19 protein-coding genes and 3 tRNA genes are annotated in these 18,899 nt (G+C 68.3%); 7 read left to right on the top strand and 15 right to left on the bottom strand.

The features are described from left to right. Nucleotides 1–275 precede the first annotated feature (275 nt). Complete coding sequence (rplL, locus tag ACLJPX_RS33400) at nt 276–662, bottom strand: 50S ribosomal protein L7/L12 (RefSeq protein WP_101612140.1); 387 nt, start codon at nt 660–662, stop codon at nt 276–278. A gap of 48 nt (nt 663–710) precedes the next feature. After that, complete coding sequence (rplJ, locus tag ACLJPX_RS33395) at nt 711–1,262, bottom strand: 50S ribosomal protein L10 (protein WP_101612139.1); 552 nt, start codon at nt 1,260–1,262, stop codon at nt 711–713. Nucleotides 1,263–1,643: 381 nt separating this feature from the next. Between rplJ and ACLJPX_RS33390 the strand changes: the two genes are divergently transcribed. Then, a complete protein-coding gene (locus ACLJPX_RS33390) occupies nt 1,644–2,489 on the top strand; it encodes a hypothetical protein (RefSeq protein ID WP_410604409.1) in 846 nt (281 codons plus the stop codon). A gap of 88 nt (nt 2,490–2,577) precedes the next feature. Here the strand turns inward: ACLJPX_RS33390 and ACLJPX_RS33385 are convergent, their stop codons facing one another. From ACLJPX_RS33385 to ACLJPX_RS33360, 6 genes are all read right to left on the bottom strand, one after another. Beyond that, nucleotides 2,578–3,342 (bottom strand): alpha/beta fold hydrolase, encoded by a 765-nt coding sequence (locus ACLJPX_RS33385; RefSeq protein ID WP_410604408.1) that lies wholly within the window; start codon nt 3,340–3,342, stop codon nt 2,578–2,580. A gap of 76 nt (nt 3,343–3,418) precedes the next feature. Beyond that, the gene (gene rplA / locus ACLJPX_RS33380) at nt 3,419–4,132 is read right to left on the bottom strand and encodes a 50S ribosomal protein L1 (RefSeq protein WP_410604407.1); all 714 of its coding nucleotides are present in this window, start codon (nt 4,130–4,132) and stop codon (nt 3,419–3,421) included. 85 nt (nt 4,133–4,217) lie between these two features. Then, the gene (gene rplK / locus ACLJPX_RS33375) at nt 4,218–4,652 is read right to left on the bottom strand and encodes a 50S ribosomal protein L11 (protein WP_076164368.1); all 435 of its coding nucleotides are present in this window, start codon (nt 4,650–4,652) and stop codon (nt 4,218–4,220) included. Between the two features lie 78 nt (nt 4,653–4,730). Beyond that, nucleotides 4,731–5,591, bottom strand: coding sequence for a transcription termination/antitermination protein NusG (gene nusG, locus ACLJPX_RS33370; protein WP_410604406.1), 861 nt, complete (start codon nt 5,589–5,591; stop codon nt 4,731–4,733). A gap of 76 nt (nt 5,592–5,667) precedes the next feature. Next, the gene (gene secE / locus ACLJPX_RS33365) at nt 5,668–6,120 is read right to left on the bottom strand and encodes a preprotein translocase subunit SecE (RefSeq protein ID WP_101612134.1); all 453 of its coding nucleotides are present in this window, start codon (nt 6,118–6,120) and stop codon (nt 5,668–5,670) included. 27 nt (nt 6,121–6,147) lie between these two features. Beyond that, nucleotides 6,148–6,220: transfer RNA gene (locus tag ACLJPX_RS33360), tRNA-Trp, on the bottom strand. 207 nt (nt 6,221–6,427) lie between these two features. Here ACLJPX_RS33360 and ACLJPX_RS33355 point away from each other — a divergent pair. Continuing rightward, a complete protein-coding gene (locus ACLJPX_RS33355; RefSeq protein ID WP_410604405.1) occupies nt 6,428–7,657 on the top strand; it encodes a pyridoxal phosphate-dependent aminotransferase in 1,230 nt (409 codons plus the stop codon). Next, complete coding sequence (locus tag ACLJPX_RS33350) at nt 7,654–8,550, top strand: TIGR03619 family F420-dependent LLM class oxidoreductase (protein WP_410604404.1); 897 nt, start codon at nt 7,654–7,656, stop codon at nt 8,548–8,550. The genes ACLJPX_RS33355 and ACLJPX_RS33350 overlap by 4 nt, the downstream gene beginning before the upstream one ends. A gap of 42 nt (nt 8,551–8,592) precedes the next feature. Here ACLJPX_RS33350 and ACLJPX_RS33345 read toward each other — a convergent pair whose 3' ends face one another. Then, nucleotides 8,593–8,808, bottom strand: a complete 216-nt coding sequence (locus ACLJPX_RS33345) for a hypothetical protein (protein WP_101612131.1) — start codon at nt 8,806–8,808, stop codon at nt 8,593–8,595. Between the two features lie 116 nt (nt 8,809–8,924). Here ACLJPX_RS33345 and ACLJPX_RS33340 point away from each other — a divergent pair, with 116 nt between their 5' ends. After that, nucleotides 8,925–9,857, top strand: a complete 933-nt coding sequence (locus ACLJPX_RS33340; protein WP_410604606.1) for an SGNH/GDSL hydrolase family protein — start codon at nt 8,925–8,927, stop codon at nt 9,855–9,857. A 59-nt stretch (nt 9,858–9,916) separates the two neighbouring features. On the opposite strand, the gene ACLJPX_RS33335 is transcribed toward ACLJPX_RS33340, so the two are convergent. The 6 genes from ACLJPX_RS33335 to ACLJPX_RS33310 form a co-directional block, all read right to left on the bottom strand. Further along, complete coding sequence (locus ACLJPX_RS33335) at nt 9,917–10,321, bottom strand: MaoC family dehydratase (RefSeq protein WP_410604403.1); 405 nt, start codon at nt 10,319–10,321, stop codon at nt 9,917–9,919. Further along, complete coding sequence (locus tag ACLJPX_RS33330) at nt 10,318–10,767, bottom strand: MaoC family dehydratase N-terminal domain-containing protein (RefSeq protein ID WP_101612128.1); 450 nt, start codon at nt 10,765–10,767, stop codon at nt 10,318–10,320. Before ACLJPX_RS33330 ends, ACLJPX_RS33335 begins: the two co-directional genes overlap by 4 nt. 88 nt (nt 10,768–10,855) lie before the next feature. Continuing rightward, a complete protein-coding gene (gene rpmG, locus ACLJPX_RS33325; RefSeq protein ID WP_005152047.1) occupies nt 10,856–11,020 on the bottom strand; it encodes a 50S ribosomal protein L33 in 165 nt (54 codons plus the stop codon). 45 nt (nt 11,021–11,065) lie between these two features. Then, nucleotides 11,066–11,138, bottom strand: a tRNA-Met gene (locus ACLJPX_RS33320). A gap of 50 nt (nt 11,139–11,188) precedes the next feature. Further along, nucleotides 11,189–11,261, bottom strand: a tRNA-Thr gene (locus ACLJPX_RS33315). Between the two features lie 79 nt (nt 11,262–11,340). Then, nucleotides 11,341–13,956 (bottom strand): putative bifunctional diguanylate cyclase/phosphodiesterase, encoded by a 2,616-nt coding sequence (locus tag ACLJPX_RS33310; protein WP_410604402.1) that lies wholly within the window; start codon nt 13,954–13,956, stop codon nt 11,341–11,343. Between the two features lie 280 nt (nt 13,957–14,236). On the opposite strand from ACLJPX_RS33310, the gene ACLJPX_RS33305 reads away from it, so the two are divergent. The 3 genes from ACLJPX_RS33305 to lon all read left to right on the top strand — a co-directional run bounded on the left by ACLJPX_RS33305 (nt 14,237) and on the right by lon (nt 18,632). Then, nucleotides 14,237–15,175 (top strand): GNAT family N-acetyltransferase, encoded by a 939-nt coding sequence (locus ACLJPX_RS33305; RefSeq protein ID WP_101612126.1) that lies wholly within the window; start codon nt 14,237–14,239, stop codon nt 15,173–15,175. 37 nt (nt 15,176–15,212) lie between these two features. Continuing rightward, a complete protein-coding gene (locus ACLJPX_RS33300) occupies nt 15,213–16,061 on the top strand; it encodes an SAM-dependent methyltransferase (RefSeq protein ID WP_101612125.1) in 849 nt (282 codons plus the stop codon). 168 nt (nt 16,062–16,229) lie between these two features. Then, a complete protein-coding gene (gene lon / locus ACLJPX_RS33295) occupies nt 16,230–18,632 on the top strand; it encodes an endopeptidase La (protein WP_410604401.1) in 2,403 nt (800 codons plus the stop codon). The last annotated feature ends 267 nt before the right edge of the window (nt 18,633–18,899 follow it).

The following is an 18,899-nucleotide window of genomic DNA, read 5'->3' as shown; positions in this document are numbered from 1 at the left end:
GCGGTTTCGTGTCGCGATTAGGGGGCTAAACGCAGGTCAACCCCCTCCCGTCCGCGCACCCCCGGCCCCCTCCGCCCCGGCCTCCCGAAGCGCCTTTAGCGGGCTAAACGCGATCCGGTGCCCTTGGGGCACTCAGGTGCTTAGCGTGGCTACGCGTCGCGATTAGGGGGCTAAACGCACTCGGGCCAGCCGGGGTGCGAACAGCGAAGGGGCGGGCATCCGTGTGGATGCCCGCCCCTTCGACGGTGCTGCGGTAGGCGCTGACGCGCCCGAGATCACTTGATGGCGATCTTGGCGCCCGCGGCCTCGAGCTTCTCCTTGGCGGCCTCGGCGGCCTCCTTGTCGACCTTCTCCAGGAGGGCCTTGGGAGCGGCCTCGACCAGCTCCTTGGCCTCCTTCAGGCCCAGGCCCGAGACGACCTCACGGACGACCTTGATGACCTGGATCTTCTTCTCACCAGCGGACTCGAGGACGACGTCGAACTCGTCCTGCTCCTCGACCGGCGCGGCAGCGGCGGCACCCGGGCCGGCGGCGACGACGGCAGCCGGGGCGGCCGCGGTCACGTCGAAGGTGGTCTCGAATTCCTTGACGAACTCGGACAGCTCAAGAAGGGTGAGCTCCTTGAAGGCGTCGATCAGCTCGGTGGTGCTCAGCTTCGCCATGGTGGCTTTCCTCTCTGAAACGAACTAAAAGTTCGGGGTGGGGGGTGTTCAGCTCTCGGCGGGTGCTTCGGCTGCTTCGGTACCGGCGTTGCGCTGCTTGTCCTCCAGCGCGGCAGCCAGGCGAGCGACCTGGGACGCCGGCGCCTGGAACAGCGCGGCGGCCTGGGACAGCTTCGCCTTGAACGCGCCCGCCGCCTTGGCGAGCAGGACCTCACGGCTGTCGAGATCGGCGATCTTGTTGATCTCGTCCACGGACAGCGTCTTGCCGTCCATGAAGCCGCCCTTGATCACAAGCGCGTTGTTGTCCTTCGCGAAGTCGCGAAGCGCCTTCGCGGCGTCAACAGCTTCACCTTCGACGAAGGCGATGGCGGTCGGGCCGACGAACAGGTCTTCAAGGCCCTCGATACCCGCGTCCGTGGCGGCACGCTTGACGAGGGTGTTCTTCGCGACCCGGTACTTGGCACTGGTGCCGAGAGCGCGGCGCAGCTGGGACAGCTGGGACACGGAGAGGCCTGTGTACTGGGTAACGACTGTGGCCGAGCTGCTGCGGAAGCTCTCCGCGATCTCGGCGACGGCCGCCTCCTTGTCGGGCTTCGCCATGGTCGCCTCCTCTCTTGGCTAGTGGTCCACTGGCCTTGAGAGCCCTGAAACGACGAAACGCCCCAGCGCAGACAGGCGCGGGGCGTCAGGGCACGCGACGAAAACGTCGCGGCGAGCCTCGTTCCTCCTGCGCGGGTCGCCCGCCCTAGCGGGGCCTTCGTTCTCCAGGCCAGATGACCAGGAGAAGACCAGCGGTCTTCGGTAGAACCTTGACAAGAGTACGCGACCCCGTTTCACCTCCGGCGGCACCCCCTCCCAACTCGCCTTTTTCGAGCTCTGCGCGCGTCAGCGCATCCCTTGAGGGTGGTGGCGGGGGCATGGATGGAGGGCTAAACGCGACCGGCGGAGTGCATCGGGGGGTTCGCGGGGCATCATGGTGACGTGGCGGAGCAGCGTGATGACGGAAAGCCGGGCAGCGAGCCCGGCACGGACATCGAGCCCAAGGCGGGAGGTCAGCCCGCGCCTCAGCTGAACGACGAGCAACTGCGCCAGTTCCAGCAGTTTCAGCAGTTCCAGGACTATCTGAAGTTCACCGAGGCGCAGCAGCAGGGCCTCGTGCCGTCACAGCCCAGTCAGCCCGTGACCCAGCACTACGCCGCGCAGCCGCCTGCGCCTCCGGGACCGCCTCCCGGTGAGCTCGTCCCGGCTCCTCGACCGCGGTTACCGCGCTGGCTGCGACGCCTGGGTGGGAAGGTCCTGGCCTGGGTGATCGTGATCGTGCTGATCTGCGTCGGAGCCACCATCGTCTACCGGCAGTTCTTCCCCAGTGACGCCGGGCAGACCACTGCGGAATTCGTGCAGGGCGGCGGCGGCAAACACCACACCAACCAGGTGCTTTCGACCAACCCGTGGGAGGCCGTACGGGCCATCTACGACACGATCGGCAAGCCGTACCCGCCCGCCACCCGGGTCGAGAAGGTCTGCCTGTCGATGAGCGAACAGGCGCAGGCCCAGTTCGCCCGGAACCTCGGCTACCCGGACTGCGCCACCGCCGTCCCGGCCTTGAACGCCAAGGTCACCGACATCACGCCGTACATCTACGCCGTGCGCCCGATGTCGAGCGTGGTCCCGCGCCAGAACCTGACTATCCATTCGTGCTGGTACAGCATCCGCGGAGGTCCCCTGCTGGGCAGCTTCACCCTGCAGGAAGTCGAGATGGGCCAGTGGCTGATCACCGGGCACGCGAACTCCCCCCAGCCCTGCCCGGCCCCGCCCACCGGCAACTGACCTGGGCCTTCCTACCGCCGGATCGCGATTAGGGGGCGAAACGTACGTGCCCGCCGGATCGCGATTAGGGGGCTAAAGTCGACGCGGGTCAGAGGTCGTGCGCGGTCAGGAAGGCCGCCAGCGTGGAGCCGAAGGCGGGGTGCATGACGGCCGTCATGTGATCGCCGGGGACGCGGACGAGGCGCGCGCCGGCGATGGCGGCGGCCAGGCGTTCGGGCTCGGCGGCCAGCGGGTCGGTGTCCCCGGCCAGGATCAGGGTCGGCACGGAGATCGCCGTCAGGTCCAGTTTCGGGTTCGCGGTCCCGCGCGCGACGGCGGCCAGCGCGACCCGGTCGGCGCGCAGGGCGTCCGCCAGAACCCGGAAAGGCGCCGAAGACGGCGGAAGCGTCGCCGGATCCTCCGAAAGCAGCGCTTCACTGATCGCGTCCGGCGTGACCACTCGTGTGTCCACGCCCCCGAAGTCGACGATCCCCGAGCCGACCCCGCCGATCGCGAGGCACCGGATCCGCGGGTCGGCGGCCACCGCGCCGAGCGCGATCATCGCGCCCATCGAGTAGCCGACCATCGAAACCTCGTCGAGGCCCAGCTCGTCCAGCAGCGCCGACACATCGCGGACCATCGCGTCGTCGGCGTAGCTCGCCTCGTCGTGCGGTTTCGCCGACCGGCCGTGCCCACGCGCGTCGAGGCTGATCACGGGCAGTCCCGCGTCCTGAAGGGTGTCGACGACGCCGGGTGCGATCCAGTTGGCGTTCGTGTCCGCGGCGAAGCCGTGCTGCAGCAGCACTGGACGCCCTTCGCCTTCCCAAGCGGTGTACCTCAGCTGGAGCCCGTCGAACGACGCGAAGGTAGGCATCCCTCCAGCAAACACGAAGAAGGGGCGGCCCCGCCGTAGCGGGACCGCCCCTTTCTCAGTGATGTCTAACTCAGACTCACGCTTCCTCGGAAAGGAGGTTGCGGGTCCGGGCGGGGTCGACCGGGATACCCGGGCCCATCGTCGTGGAGACGACGACCTTGCGCAGGTAGCGGCCCTTCGCCGACGACGGCTTGGCACGCAGGATCTCGTCCAGCGCGGCCGCGTAGTTCTCCACCAGCTTCTCGGTGTCGAACGAGGCCTTGCCGATCACGAAGTGCAGGTTGGCCTGCTTGTCGACGCGGAAGTTAATCTTACCGCCCTTGATGTCCGCCACGGCCTTCGCGACCGCGGGGGTCACGGTGCCGGTCTTCGGGTTCGGCATCAGGCCACGCGGGCCGAGGATGCGGGCGATGCGGCCGACCTTGGCCATCTGGTCCGGCGTCGCGATCGCGGCGTCGAAGTCGAGCCAGCCACCCTGGATGCGCTCGATCAGTTCGTCCGTGCCGACCACGTCCGCGCCGGCGGCTTCGGCCTCGGCGGCCTTGTCACCAACGGCGAAAACGATGACGCGGGCGGTCTTACCGGTGCCGTGCGGCAGGTTCACGGTGCCGCGGACCATCTGGTCGGCCTTACGAGGGTCGACACCGAGGCGCATGGCGACCTCGACGGTGGCGTCCATCTTCGACTTGGAGGTCTCCTTGGCCAGCTTCGCGGCCTCGAGCGGGGCGTACAGCCGCTCGCGGTCCACCAGCTCGAGGGCCTGACGGTAGGCCTTGCTGTGCTTGGTCATGCTTCTGTCCTCAACTCTTCAAAACGGATCAGTGTGGTGTTGGAGCCGGCACTGGCTCTCCCACGTGGTGCTGGAAAGAACAGCGTCAGTCGACGACCGTGATGCCCATCGAGCGGGCGGTGCCCGCGATGATCTTCGCGGCCTGGTCGACGTCGTGCGCGTTCAGGTCGGATTCCTTGGTCTTCGCGATGTCGCGGACCTGGTCCCAAGTGACCTTGGCGACCTTGGTCTTGTGCGGCTCGCCGGAGCCCTTCTCCACGCCCGCGGCCTTCAGCAGCAGCTTCGCGGCCGGCGGCGTCTTGAGCTTGAAGTCGAACGAGCGGTCTTCGTACACGGAGATCTCGACCGGGACGACGTCCCCGCGCTGCGACTCGGTCGCGGCGTTGTAGGCCTTGCAGAACTCCATGATGTTGACGCCGTGCTGACCCAGCGCGGGGCCGACCGGCGGCGCGGGGTTGGCCGCACCCGCCTTGATCTGCAGCTTGATGATCGCCGCAAGCTTCTTCTTCTTGGGTGGCATTTCGTTTGTTCCTTCTTACTGACTTGAGTCCCCCGCACACCTGCCAGTACGCGGGGACTGCCGGCCGTCTGGCGGCCGTCAGATCTTGGAGACCTGGTTGAACGACAGCTCGACCGGGGTCTCCCGGCCGAAGATCGACACCAGGACCTTCAGCTTCTGCCCGTCCACGTTGACCTCGGAGATCGTCGCGGGGAGCGTCGCGAACGGACCGTCCATGACGGTGACCGACTCGCCGATCTCGAAGTCGACCTCGACCGCGGGGCCGCCCAGCTGCGACTCCGACGCGGCGGCCTCGCCCTTGCCGGACTTGGCGGGCGCGGCGGCCTCGACCTTGGGCGCGAGGAACTTCAGCACCTCTTCGACCGTCAGCGGCGAGGGACGCGACGTGGCACCGACGAACCCGGTGACGCCCGGCGTGTTGCGCACCGCGCTCCACGAGGCGTCGTTCAGGTCCATCCGGACCAGGATGTAGCCGGGCAGCACCTTGCGCTGCACCTGCTTGCGCTGGCCGTTCTTGATCTCGGTGACCTCTTCGGTCGGGACCTCGATCTGGAAGATGTAGTCCTCGACGTCCAGCGTCTGAGTACGGGTCTCGAGGTTGGTCTTCACCTTGTTCTCGTAGCCCGCGTACGAGTGCACGACGTACCACTCACCGGGAGCGGCGTTGAGTTCCGCGCGCAGCTTCTCGACCGGGTCGAGGTTCTCGTCGACCTCGGGCTCGGCCTCGGCGGCGGTGTCGTCGGCTGCGGTGTCGTCGGTCTCGTCGGACGCCTCTTCGGCCTCCGCGACATCTCCGGCTTCGTCGACCTCGTCGCCTGCGGCGGGCACCTCGACGGAGTCCAGGTGCTCGGACTGCTCGTCGCCGAGTGCCGCGTGCACCTGCTCGTCGGAAAGCTCGGTCAGCTCATGACCGGCTGCTGTGCCGTTGTCGGAGGTCACGTTCCGTCCTCTCAGTTGATCGGTTGCCGTGGCGCAGGCCACCGTGCGGTGCGCTCAAGCACCGCGACCGGCTGCCTCAGCTGCCGAAGACGGCACCGACGACCTCTTTGAAGGCCAGGTCGAGGCCGCTCACCAGCGCCACCATGAACACCACGAAGACCAGCACCACCGCGGTGTAGGTGACCATCTGCTTGCGGTTCGGCCAGATGACCTTGCGCAGCTCGGCCCAGACTTCGCGGATGAAGCGCATCAGCCGGGCGAAGATCGACGCCTGCTTCGGCTTGCGGTCGCGCTTCGGAGTCGCCGCGCCCTTGGCGTCCTTGGACTTCTCGGTCTTGTCCCCGGCCTTCGCCTTGCCGGCGGGGCGGGTCTTGTCGTCCGACTTGGCGTCGGCCTTCCCGGACGGGCGCGCGGACGCACGGCGCTCACGCCGGGCAGCGGCGGTCACCGGGCGGGACTGTTCGTCGGGCTTCTGCCCGGCGTCGTCCTTCGCCTTATCACCGCTGGCGTCGCTGTCGCTCACGACCACTCCTCCGCCTTCACCAGTTCGCTTACGCAGGGGTGACAGGACTTGAACCTGCAACCTGCGGTTTTGGAGACCGCTGCTCTGCCAATTGAGCTACACCCCTTTGGAGCTCCGATGGTCTGGAGCTCCCGAGGACGCATTCCATCGTCCCCACCGCCGTGGCGGGGATGACCGTAGTGCGTTCCGAGACCAGAAGTCTACGGCAACCCCCGAACAGCTTCGCAACCGCGCCCCTCAAAGGCGGCGCGGAGCAGCCTTCCGTGAGGAAACTCCCCCACGGCCGACCCCATGATCGTGCCACGATGTCGCCATGAGCGCTCCCGCACCCTCGCCTTCGCCGGCTTCACGCGTCTCTGCCCGCATCGGCGGCATCACGCCGTCGGCCACGCTGGCCGTCGACGCGAAGGCCAGGGAGCTCAAGGCGCAGGGCCGTCCGGTGATCGGGTTCGGCGCCGGGCAGCCGGACTTCCCGACCCCGGTCAACGTGCTCGAAGCCGCCGAGGCGGCCGTCCGGGACAGGGTGAACCACGGCTACACGGCCGCGGGCGGGCTGCCGGAGCTTCGCGAGGCGATCGCGGCGAAGACCGTCCGCGACTCCGGGTTCGAGGTGGACCCCGGCCGCGTCCTGGTGACCAACGGCGGCAAGCAGGCGGTCTACTCGGCGTTCGCGACGCTGCTCGACCCGGGCGACGAGGTACTGCTCCCCGCGCCGTACTGGACGACCTACCCGGAGTCGATCGTCCTCGCCGGCGGCGTCGGAGTGCAGGTGACCGCGGACGAGACAACGGGTTACCTCGTCACCGTCGAGCAACTCGAAGCCGCCAGGACGCCGCGCACGAAGGTGCTGCTGTTCGTCTCGCCGTCGAACCCGACAGGCGCGGTGTACCCGCGCGAACAGGTCGAAGCGATCGGGCGCTGGGCGCACGAGAACGGCCTCTGGGTCATCACCGACGAGATCTACGAGCACCTGGTCTACGACGGCGCCGAAGCGCCTTCGATGCCCGTCCTGGTCCCGGAACTCGCCGACCGGACGATCGTCCTCAACGGGGTCGCGAAAACGTACTCGATGACCGGCTGGCGAGTGGGCTGGTTGCTCGGTCCACAGGACGTGGTCAAGGCGGCGACGGCGTACCAGTCGCACTTGTGCGGCAACGTTTCGAACGTCGCGCAGCGGGCCGCGCTGGCGGCCGTGAGCGGTCCGCTCGACGCCGTTTTCGCGATGCGCGACGCGTTCGATGCACGGCGCAAGACCGCGCTTTCGCTGCTTTCCGGGATCGAGGGAGTGGGAACTCCCGTGCCACTCGGCGCCTTCTACGTCTATCCGTCGATGAAAGCCTTGCTGGGCAAGGAGATTCGCGGTGAGCGGCCGGCCGACACGGTGGCGCTGGCCGATCTGATCCTGCGCGAGGCCGAGGTCGCCGTGGTGCCCGGCGAAGCGTTCGGGACACCCGGGTACTTCCGGATTTCCTATGCCCTGGCCGAAAAGGATCTCACCGAGGGAATCACCCGGATGGGCCGGCTGCTCGCGGAAGCACGGTGACCGTGATGCGCCTGGGAATCGCCCTTCCGCAGTACGGCCCCCTGGCGTCCATGGACGCTGTCACCGGCTTCGCGACGGCCGCCGAAGAACTCGGATACGAGTCCTTGTGGGTCGGGGATCGGGTGCTGGCCCCGGTTTTGCCGTCGGACTTCTACCCCGGCGGCACCCCGGAACGGCCGTATCCGCCCGAATTCGTCACCTTCGCCGATCCGCTGATCCTGCTGACGGTGGCCGCGAGCGTCACGAAGAAGGTCCGGCTCGGCACCAGCACGCTCACCGGAACGGTGTATCCGGCCGTGGTCCTCGCCCGGATGCTCACTTCGCTGGATCAGGTGAGCGGCGGACGGCTGGACGTCGGGCTGGGCACCGGCTGGCTACGCGACGAGTACACCGCGACAGGTACCCCCTGGAAGGGCCGCGGCGCGCAGCTGGAGGAGCTTCTGGAAATCCTACGAAAGTTCTGGACTGAGGACCCTTTCGAGCACGAAGGCGAGCGCTGGCGGATCCCCGCGTCGAAGGTGGGGCTGCGGCCGGCACAGCGCCCGCATCCGCCGGTGTTGCTGGGCGGAGGGTCGGAGGCGGCGCTGGACCGCGTCGGACGCCGAGCGGACGGCTGGCTGCCCGCCGGCCTGCCCGCGCCCTACCTCGCGAAGCTCTGGGCGACCGTGGTGAGTTCGGCCGAGAAGGCGGGCCGCGATCCCGGTGCGCTGCGACGGGTGCTGCGGATCAATCCGAAGCCGGGCACCGCCCTCAAGGAGGTCGCGGCGAAGCTGGACGAGGCCGCCGAAACCGGGATCACCGAGGCTTTCGTCGACCCGCATTACCTCGCGCGGGACGTCGGCCATGCCCTCGATCTCGCCGCTGAGCTGCGCGAACTCGTCCCGAAAGGCTGAAGGCCCTCCCCCGGAGGGAAGGGCCTTCAGGGAGGGCAGGGGTCAGGATTCGCCGTCGGCGAGCTGAACGAGTGCGTGGGCCTTCGCGGCGTACTTCCAGTTGCCGAGGTCCCGGACGGTCTTGATCTTGAGTTCCGCGAGGAGTTCGTCGTGCTTCTTGGTCAGGCCTTCGAGCGCGGACGGCGGGGCGTCCAGCAGCTCGTTGATGCCTTTGTCCTCCCACGCCTTGTCGACCAGCTTGTTCAAGTTCAGGCTCACGTCTTCGCCTTTCCTCGGGTCTGGGTACGTGCCCACCCTGAACGTGATCCACGTCTCAGGCAACCGGTGATCACCCGTTCACGCGTAATTCACCGACGGTCGGACCAATGACAAGAGTGACCTGGGTCGCGTACAACGAACGGGTGACACAGCGGAGAACTGGCGGCGGCTGCCTGTTCCTGGTGATCGTGTTGTCCGTCCTGGGGATCGCTTACCACCTGTGGGAGCGTGGGACATCGGTGACACCTGCGGGGGTCACCACTTCGGATGGCGCGGGCCGGTATGTGGCTCTGGGTGACTCCTACACGGCGTCGCCGGGCACCGGACGGCCCGTTGGCGCGCCGGTGGGCTGCGACCGTTCGGACAACAACTACCCGAGCCTGCTCGCCGCGGCGCTGCGTCCGGCCGAGTTCGCCGACGTCAGCTGCGGCGGCGCCACGACCGAGCACCTCACCGGCGAGCAGAAGACCCGGGACGGCACGAACGCTCCGCAACTCGACGCGATCAATGGCGACACGACGCTGGTGACCGTCGGGATCGGCGGCAACGACGTGGGCTTCGCCGGCTTCGCGAGCCAGTGCACGACGCAGCACCAGACCGCTTCGCCCTGTAAGACCCGGCTGACCGCGGGCGGACGCGACCAGCTCGCCGAGCGGATCACCGCCGCGGCGGACCGGCTCGGCGGAGTTCTGGACCAGATCCGCTCGAAGGCCCCCGAAGCGCGCGTCGTGGTCGTCGGGTACCCGACGGCGCTTCCGGACGACAACGCCGGCTGCTGGCCGGTCCTGCCGGTCGGCGAGGGGGACGTCGCCTACTTCCGCGACTCACTGGAGCTGCTGAACAGCACGCTGGAGGAGACGGCGAAGAAGCACGATGCGGGCTTCGCCGACATGTCGACCGCGAGCAAGGGGCGTGACATGTGCAGCGCCGCGAACCGGCGGTGGGTCGAGGGCCCCGCGCCGGCGGTCCCCGCGGCGCCGCTGCATCCGAACGCCCGGGGCGAGGAAGGCATGGCGGAGGTCATCGGGAAGCTGCTCAAGCTCGCTTAGCCAGGTCCGGCCTCGTGAGTGGTAAGGACGGTTCTAACCGCCCTTACCACTCACGAGCGTCAGGCGCGGACGACCGCTTGGGCCTTCCCGAGGACGGCCTTGCCGTCGAACTTGGCGGTGATGTCGATCCGCGCGGTGCCGTCGTCGTTGACCACGGCGACCTTCCCGGTGAACTCGATCGTCGCCGCGCCGTCGTTCGGCACGACCACGGGGCGCGTGAAGCGCGCGAAGTAGTCGACGAGGCGGCCGGGGTCGCCGAGCCAGTCCGTGACGAGCCTCGCCCCGAGAGCCATGGTCAGCATCCCGTGCGCGATGACGTCCGGCAGGCCGACCTCCTTGGCGAAGGCCTCGTTCCAGTGGATGGGGTTGAAGTCCAGCGAAGCGCCCGCGTAGCGCACCAGCTGGTCCCTGGTGACGTCGATGGTCAGCGGCGCCAGTTCTTCTCCGGCGGTGAACGTGCTCACGCGCCCTCCCCTCGGACCACGAGCTGGGCGTACGTGGTGGCGATCGGGCCGCCGTCGGCGCCGGAGATCTCGGCGCGCAGGTTGATGAAGTCGTTCCCGGCGCGGGTCATGATGTTGTCGATGTACGTGGTGAGCGACAGGACGTCGCCCGCGTGCACCGGCCGCGTGTAGGTGAACCGCTGGTCGCCGTGGACCATCCGCGAATAGTCGAGCCCCAGCTCGGGGTCGGAGACGATCGCGTTGATCGAAGCGAGGTTGATGATCGTGAGGAACGTCGGCGGTGCGATGACGTCGGGGTGACCGGCCGCCTTCGCCGCTTCAGTGTCGCGGTAGAGCGGGTTCGCGTCGCCGAGCGCGTCGGCGAACTCCCGGATCTTCTCGCGACTCACTTCATAGGTACTGGTCGGCGGGTATGCCCGCCCGGTGAACGACTGGTCCAAGGCCACCCGAGCAGGCTACCGAACCCGGAAATGCCCGAAGCCGCCCTGGTGACCAGGACGGCTTCGGGTGAGACTTTGTAGAACCGCCAGACGCTCAGCGGGTCTCTTTGTGAGTCCGGTGCGTACCGCAGTTCGGGCAGAACTTCTTCATCTCCAGGCGATCCGGGTTGTTGCGCCGGTTCTTCTTGGTGATGTAGTTGCGGTGCTTGCACTCCTCACACGCGAGCGTGATCTTCGGTCGCACGTCAGTGGCAGCCACAGCATTTCCTTCTCTACTAGGCCTGGGATACCCAGGATTACCGCGTAGCGGTGGCCGGACTTGAACCGGCGACACAGCGATTATGAGCCGCTTGCTCTGCCAGCTGAGCTACACCGCCCTTACATAACCCTAACCGCGACACGCTAGCGTGACGCGGTTGAGGTTGCGAGCCCCTTTACGGAATCGAACCGTAGACCTTTTCCTTACCATGGAAACGCTCTACCGACTGAGCTAAAGGGGCCTTGCCCTCTCGCGAGGACTTGGAAAGATTAGCAGGCCGTTTCAGCGGCCTTGAGAGGGGGGCAGGTTACCGCAAAACCTCAGGTCAGCAGGGTCAAGACGGTCTCGGAGTGTCGTCCCGGCGAGCGTGCCGTGCGGGCCTGCAGCCACGCCTCCAGACGGTCCTCCGGCAACGGCCGCGAGATGAGGTAGCCCTGTGCCACGTCACAGCCCATCGCCTCGAGCTGATCCCGCGCGACGTCCTCCTCGACACCCTCGGCGACGACCGTGAGGCCGAGCGAATGGCCCAGTTCGACGATCGAGCGCACGACGGCGAGGTCACCGAGGTCGGTGCCCATGCCGAGGACGAAGCTCTTGTCGATCTTGACCTGGTCGACCGGGAGCTGCCGCAGGTACGCCAGCGACGAGTAGCCGGTGCCGAAGTCGTCGACGGCGAGCACGATGCCCAGCGAGTGCAGTTCCCGCAGGATCGGCAGCGCCTTCTGCGGGTCGGACATCACGCCGGATTCGGTCAGCTCGAAGGTGAGCAGCTCGGGCGGGATGCCGAAGCGGTCGAGTTCGCGGGCGACCTTCGTCGGGAAGTCCTCGTCGGCCAGGTTCCGCACCGACAGGTTCACCGCGGCGGAGATGCGCAGTCCTTCGTCGAGCCACTTCCGTACACGCTTCAACGACTCTTCGAGCACGAAGGACGTCAGGACGCCGATGAGACCGGCCGCTTCGATCGCCGGGACGAACTCGTCCGGACCGAGCCTGCCGAACTCCGGATGCACCCATCGCACCAGCGCCTCGACACCCTGGATCTGCCGATTCGGCAGGGTGATCTTCGGCTGGTAGTGGACGCTCAGCTGGCCTTCTTCGAGCGACTGCCGGAACTGGGTGACCATCTGGAACCGGCGCATGAAGATCTGGCCCATGCTGGCCATGTAGCCGCGGACCTCTTCGCCGCCCTTGGTCGCGCGGACGGCGACGTCGGCGCGCTGCAGGAGCCCGTCGACGTCGACCTGGTCGTCGTCTTCCGCCGACGAGGTGGCGTAGCCGATCATCGCGTTGGCTTCGACGGAAAGCCGGTCCACCGGGTACGGGGCGACGAGTTCCGCGCGGAGCAGTTCCGCCGCGGCCTGGGCGCGTCCCGGCGCACAGCCGACGAGGAGCGCCGCGAAGGACGCGCCTTCGAGCCTGGCGAGCGGGACGTCGGGGCCGAGCGCGTCGCGGATCCGGCGGCCAGCGGCGATGACCATCCGATCGGCCCACACGTAACCGAGGGCGTCACTGACGGTGGAGAAGACGTCGAGATCGACCCGCAGGACGACCGCGTCGACCTGTTCCCGCAACGGTTCCTTGGCGACCTGACGGAAGCCCGGCCGGTTGAGCAGGCCGGTCAGCGGATCGTGGTAGGCGTCGTGGCGCAGGGTCGCGAGGAGGCGCCGGTTGTCCAGCGACGTCGCGAGGTGGCTGGCCATCGTGCCGAGGAGCTGGATGTCGTACTTGCCGAAACCACGCCAGCGGGACAGCCTGTCGTGCGCTTCGACGACGCCGAGGAGCTGGTTCGCGCTGCGGAGCGGGACGACCAGCGCCTCTTGGGCGCCGCGATCGAGCAACGCGGAGCGGACGTCGGGATTGGCTTCGGTGATCCGGAAGTGCCGGACGTGGGCGCCGGGCAGGCGCAGCAACGGGTCGTCGGCGGCCGGGTCGACGGGTGGCAGTTCGTCGCCCGCGACGACCATCCGCATGGTGTCCTTGGGTTCCAGGCGCAGCCTGAGCACGACACGGCCGGCGGCCAGCTGGTCTTTGATGCGCTCGGCGATGGTCGCCCACTCGCGGACGTCCACACCGCCGACGAGCTCGTCGGCCCGCCCGGCGGGACGCGCGGCGGCCTGCTGACCGGATCGCGCGACCATCAGGCTGACGTCGGACAGCGCTTCCATGTCGCGCTGTTCGCGAAGCAGATCGGAGTACGCCCAGTACAACGCCGTGAGCCCGAGGAAGACGGCCAGCACGAGCGGCCAGGCCTTCGGCGTCCCGGAAATGACCAAATAGCCGGAAAGACCGACCGAAGCGTTGACGAATCCGACGACGAGGATGCGGCCGGTCAGCCGGATCGCGGTGCTGACCCGCATGCGGCGGCGCAGGACGCGGACGGCGGCGAGCGCGAGCAGCGTGCTGACCAGCGGCGCGGTCAAAGTGCCTGCCAGCGCGGCGATCCAGGTCATGTCCTGCGCGCCGGAGGCCTGTTTCACCAGTCCTGCCACGGCGAACGCGCCGGTGATCTCCAGCAGGAACGCGCCGGCGTTGTAGAGCACCCTGCCCGCGACCTTGCGGGCCAGCAAGGTTCCGATGCCCGCCGCGAGATGCGCGGCGAGGACGACTTCGAAGGGAGCGACGAAGAATCCGATGACCAGGGGAATCTCGGTGAACGAGATCGTCCAGGAGATACCGCTGCGGACGTCGACGTTGATGCCGAGTTGTTCGGCCAGGAGGAACGCGAGCGCGAGGATCGGCCCGATCCACAACAGGTCGTCCGAGGCCTCGAAGTCCAGCCAGAGGCTGACCGCGGCCGCGGCGGCGATGCCCATGGTGAGTACCGCGAAGGTGTAGACGCGGAACCGTCGCTCGTCGGTACGAGCCTCCGTAACGGCGCCTCCCTTGCCCGGTGCTGCCTGTGCGGCGCTCACGGGCCTGCCGTTCGTGTCCGGCATCCGACCTTCCTTCCCGGCTGCCCAACCGGTCTTGTCCTACCGCGACCTCGGGGACGAGGGCAATACAGTACCCCGGAGGGCGTACCCAAGTCCCATTCGAGACAGTATGAGATCACCCCAGGGTTAACAATGGGCGCGTCGCGCTGACCTGCGTGGACCAAGGGGTGAAATGGGAGCGTTATTCGCGTTCCTTCCGACTACCGGAAGTCACCTGGCGCCACGGCCGAGCCAATGTCGTGAAGTTCCCTGCGGACCCGTCAGTAGGGGCTTGAATAGTCCTATGAATAGCCACGCCATCGCCGCCGGGCATGCCGAGCGGCTCGCCACCGTGGACGCCCTGCTCCCGGAAATGCCTGCACTGGAGCCTGTCGAGGGCTCCGTGTCACTCTCCGCGACAGAAGGCGACTCGGCCGCCGCCGGATTGTCGGTACGGACTGAAGCGGGCCCGGATTCTGTTGACTCTCCGTGGCGGGCCCTCGTCGAACATCGCCTCGAAGCGCGGCTCACCGGACCCCGCCCGGAAGCGGCCCTTGACGCATTACTCACCCGATGGGATGAACATCTGAAGGCGGTCGCCCCACCTGGGGATGTCGAAACCGCGGCGACCGTGGTGCGGCCCAGCCGCGATTCGCCCGGCTCGGCCGAATTGCTGCGCCGCGGATTCGCTCCGGTGCTGGTGATCGCGGTCCGCCCGGCCGACCGGCTGGCCGTGACGGGACCGCCCGCCACTCCCGGAGTGCACATCCGGCCCGCCGAAGCCGATGATCTCGAAACCGCCGTCGGACTCGAGCTGGAATTGCAGCGCTATGACGCGCAGTTCGGTTCGGTCACTTTGCGCGAGGGTGCGGAGGAAGCGATCACCGCGGACCTGTCGAAACAGCTGGAGCGGGAAAACCCGACGCTGTGGATCGCGGAGTTGTACGGGCGTGCGCTGGGCATGGTGCGGGTGCAGTTCCCCGACGAGACCTCATGGATCGGGAACCGGGTCGCGGCCGAGCGGGTCGGCTATCTGTCCTCGCTGGCGGTGGCCGAACCGGCGCGTTCGAGCGGGGTGGGGTCGGCGCTCGCGGCGCACGCGCACCAGATCTTCGACGAGTGCGGGACCGAAGCCGTGCTGCTGCACCACGCGCTGGCCAATCCGCGCTCGACGCCGTTCTGGTACGCGCAGGGCTACCGGCCGCTCTGGACGTACTGGCAGCGGCGGCCCGCGGTGCCCTGATCCCGATAGGCTGATCTTCGACGATCAGGGGGTTTCCGTGACGAGGGAAGATGACGCGGCCCCGGTGGCGCCGACCGGGGTCGACACCGAAAAGCCGTCCGCGGCGAGGATCTACGACTGGTATCTCGGCGGGACCCACAACTGGGCGGTCGACCGCGAGTTCGCCCGCGGGCTGGAACGCCAGTGGCGGTGGGTCAAACCGGGCGCGCGGCACAACCGCGAGTTCATGAACCGTGTCGTGCGCGCGGCGCTGAACGCGGGGATCAGGCAGTTCGTCGATCTGGGTTCCGGTGTCCCGACCGCCGGGAACGTGCACGAGATCGTCGAAGAAGAGCTGGAGCCGGGCGATACGGCGAAGGTCGTGTACGTCGACTACGAGCCGGTGGCGGTGGCGCACGCGGAGCTGATCCTCGAGCGGCACGAAGCGACCGACTGGGCCGGGATCGTGCACGCCGACATGCGGCGGCCGAAGGACGTCCTGCGGCATCCGGAGACGTTGCGGCTGATCGATTTCTCGCAGCCGGTGTGCCTGATGATGATGGCCGTACTGCATTTCGCCGGGCCGCACGACGATCCGCCCGCGCTGGTCGCGACCTACCGGAACGCGCTGGCGCCGGGCAGCTGGCTGGGGCTTTCGCACATGAGCTTCGGTGGCCAGACCGGCGAGGACGCGGACGGGCTGCGCTGGATGGTCGAGCAGTACCGGAAGACGAGCAACCCGGTGTGGATGCGGGACCGCGAGGAGATCGAACCGCTCTTCGGGGAGTGGCCGTTGCTGGAACCCGGCCTCGTCCACCTGCCCGACTGGCGGCCGGTGCGAGAGCTGCGGCGGGACGAACTGGGCGCCCGGCCGTTCGCCTGGTGCGGCGTCTCGGTCCACCCCTGACGTCCGACCTTTGCGCGGTGCGCGTCGCGTTTAGCGGGCTAAACGCGACGCGTTGGGGCGCGGAGGTCGGAGGGGTGGGGTGATCGCTGACGGCGAACAGCGGGAGGAAACAAACGGGTCGATCGGAGAGTTGAGCTAGGCAGACTCAACTAACCGAGGAGTGCACAGATGACCGACAACCGCCTCCTGCCCGTCCTCCCGCTCGATGACGACGTCGTGCTGCCGGGCATGATCGTCCCGCTCGACCTCGCCGACACGGAGACGCGCGCCGCGGTGGAGTCCGCCCAGGCCAACACGCCTGCCCAGGCTTCCTTCCCGGGGATCCGCTCCGGCACCGCCGCCAAGGCCGAGGTGCTGATCGTTCCCCGCGTCCACGGCGAGTACGCCGGACTCGGCACCATCGCGACGGTCGAGCGCATCGGCCGCGTGCCCGGCGGCAAGACCGCGGTACTGCTGCGCGGTACCCGCCGCGCCGTCGTCGGCCGCATCGCCGACGGTCCCGGCGCCGCCCGCTGGGTCCACGCCGAGCCCGCCACCGAGACCACCGACGACAACTCCGCGAAGCTCGCGACCGAGTACAAGAGCGTCGTCCTGGCGATCCTCCAGCAGCGTGGCGGCTGGCAGATGATCGACGCCGTCCAGGAGGTCGAGGATCCGTCCGCGCTCGCCGACCTCGCGGGCAACTCGTCGTACCTGAACACCGAGCAGAAGCTCGAACTGCTGTCCGCGCTCGATGTTTCGACCCGCCTCGAAAAGGCTCTGGAATGGAGCCGCGAGCAGCTCGCCGAACTCGAGGTCACCGACACCATCCGCAAGGACGTCCAGGAGGGCATGGAGAAGCAGCAGAAGGAATTCCTGCTGCGCCGCCAGCTCGAAGCGATCCGCAAGGAGCTGGGCGAACTCGACGGCACCGCCAACGACGACGACTACCGCGCCCGCGTCGAGGCCGCCGAGCTGCCGGACGCCGTCAAGAAGGCCGCACTGTCCGAAGTGGACAAACTGGAGCGGACGTCGGACCAGTCCCCCGAGGGCGGCTGGATCCGCACCTGGCTGGACACCGTCCTCGAACTGCCGTGGAACAACCGCACCACCGACGTCCACGACATCGCCGCCGCGCGCGAAATCCTCGACGCGGATCACGCCGGTCTCGACGACGTGAAGGAACGCATCATCGAGTACTTGGCCGTGCGCAAGCGCCGTGCGGAGTCGGGTCTCGGGCCGGTCGGCGGACGTCGTTCGGGTGCCGTGCTCGCGCTCGCCGGTCCTCCCGGGGTCGGCAAGACCTCGCTCGGCGAGTCCGTGGCGAAGGCGATGGGCCGTGAGTTCGTCCGTGTCGCGCTCGGCGGCATCCGCGACGAGGCCGAGATCCGCGGTCACCGCCGCACCTACGTCGGCGCGCTGCCCGGCCGGATCGTCCGCGCCATCAAGGAAGCGGGCTCGATGAACCCGGTCGTGCTGCTCGACGAGATCGACAAGGTCGGCGCCGACTACCGCGGCGACCCGACGGCGGCGCTGCTGGAGGTGCTGGACCCGGAGCAGAACCACACGTTCCGCGACCACTACCTCGAAGTCGAGCTGGACCTGTCCGACGTCGTGTTCCTCGCGACGGCGAACGCGCTCGAGACCATCCCCGGTCCGCTGCTGGACCGGATGGAGCTGGTCACCCTCGACGGCTACACCGAGCACGAGAAGGTCACCATCGCCCGCGACCACCTGCTCCCCCGCGAGCTGGACCGCGCGGGCCTCGGCAAGGACGACGTCACGCTGACCGACGACGCGTTCAGCCGCATCGCCGCCGAGTACACGCGGGAAGCCGGGGTGCGCAACGCGAACCGGACCATCGCGAAGGTGCTGCGGAAGGTGGCGACCAAGGTCGCGCTGGACGAGGCCGAGTTGCCGCTGACGATCGACGCCGACGGGCTCGAGACCTACCTCGGCCGCCCTCGGCACCTTCCGGAGTCTTCGCTGCCCGCGTCGACGCAGCGCACGTCGACCCCCGGCGTGGCGACCGGACTGGCGGTGACCGGCGCCGGCGGTGACGTCCTCTACATCGAGGCGTCGCTGGCGGATCCGGAATCCGGTTCGACCGGACTGTCGCTGACCGGTCAGCTGGGCGACGTGATGAAGGAGTCGGTGCAGATCGCGCTGTCGTACCTGCGTTCGCACGGCGCGGAGCTGGAACTCCCGGTCGGTGACCTGAAGGACCGCGGCATCCACGTGCACGTCCCGGCGGGCGCGGTGCCCAAGGACGGGCCGAGCGCGGGCATCACGATGACGACCGCGCTGGCGTCCCTGCTTTCGGGCCGGGTCGTGCGGTCGGACGTCGCGATGACCGGTGAGGTGTCGCTGACCGGGCGCGTGCTGCCGATCGGCGGGGTCAAGCAGAAGCTGCTGGCCGCGCACCGGGCGGGGATGAAGACGGTGATCATCCCGCAGCGCAACGAGCCGGACCTCGACGACGTCCCGGCCGAAGTGCTGGCCCAGCTGGACGTCCACGCGGTGGCGAACGTCCGCGAAGTGCTGGACATCGCGCTGGCCCCGGCGACGGCTCCGGTCGCCCAAGCGGCGTAACGGCGCGAGGCCGAAGCCCCGGATTCTGCCCAGGATCCGGGGCCTTCGGCGTCATCACCGCGATGGCGGATGCGCTCCACTCGACCGGATACTCCTCGCCATCGACATCGCCGAACAACGCGGCGGCGCCGCTCCGCACAACGAGGGAAATAGGGCCTGGTGAAGGGTCCCTACGAAAGTTCTCCCTCACCGGTGAATACGCCGCGAATTCACCTGGAAGTCCCGTTCCGCCCGTACTCTCCGATCCGCTCCTTCCCGCACCACCAC

It is taken from the genome of Amycolatopsis sp. lyj-90 (assembly GCF_046549035.1).
Taxonomy (GTDB): Bacteria; Actinomycetota; Actinomycetes; order Mycobacteriales; family Pseudonocardiaceae; genus Amycolatopsis.
The sequence above is the reverse complement of the archived record's forward strand: the minus strand, read 5'-3'. Positions and strand labels throughout refer to the sequence as shown.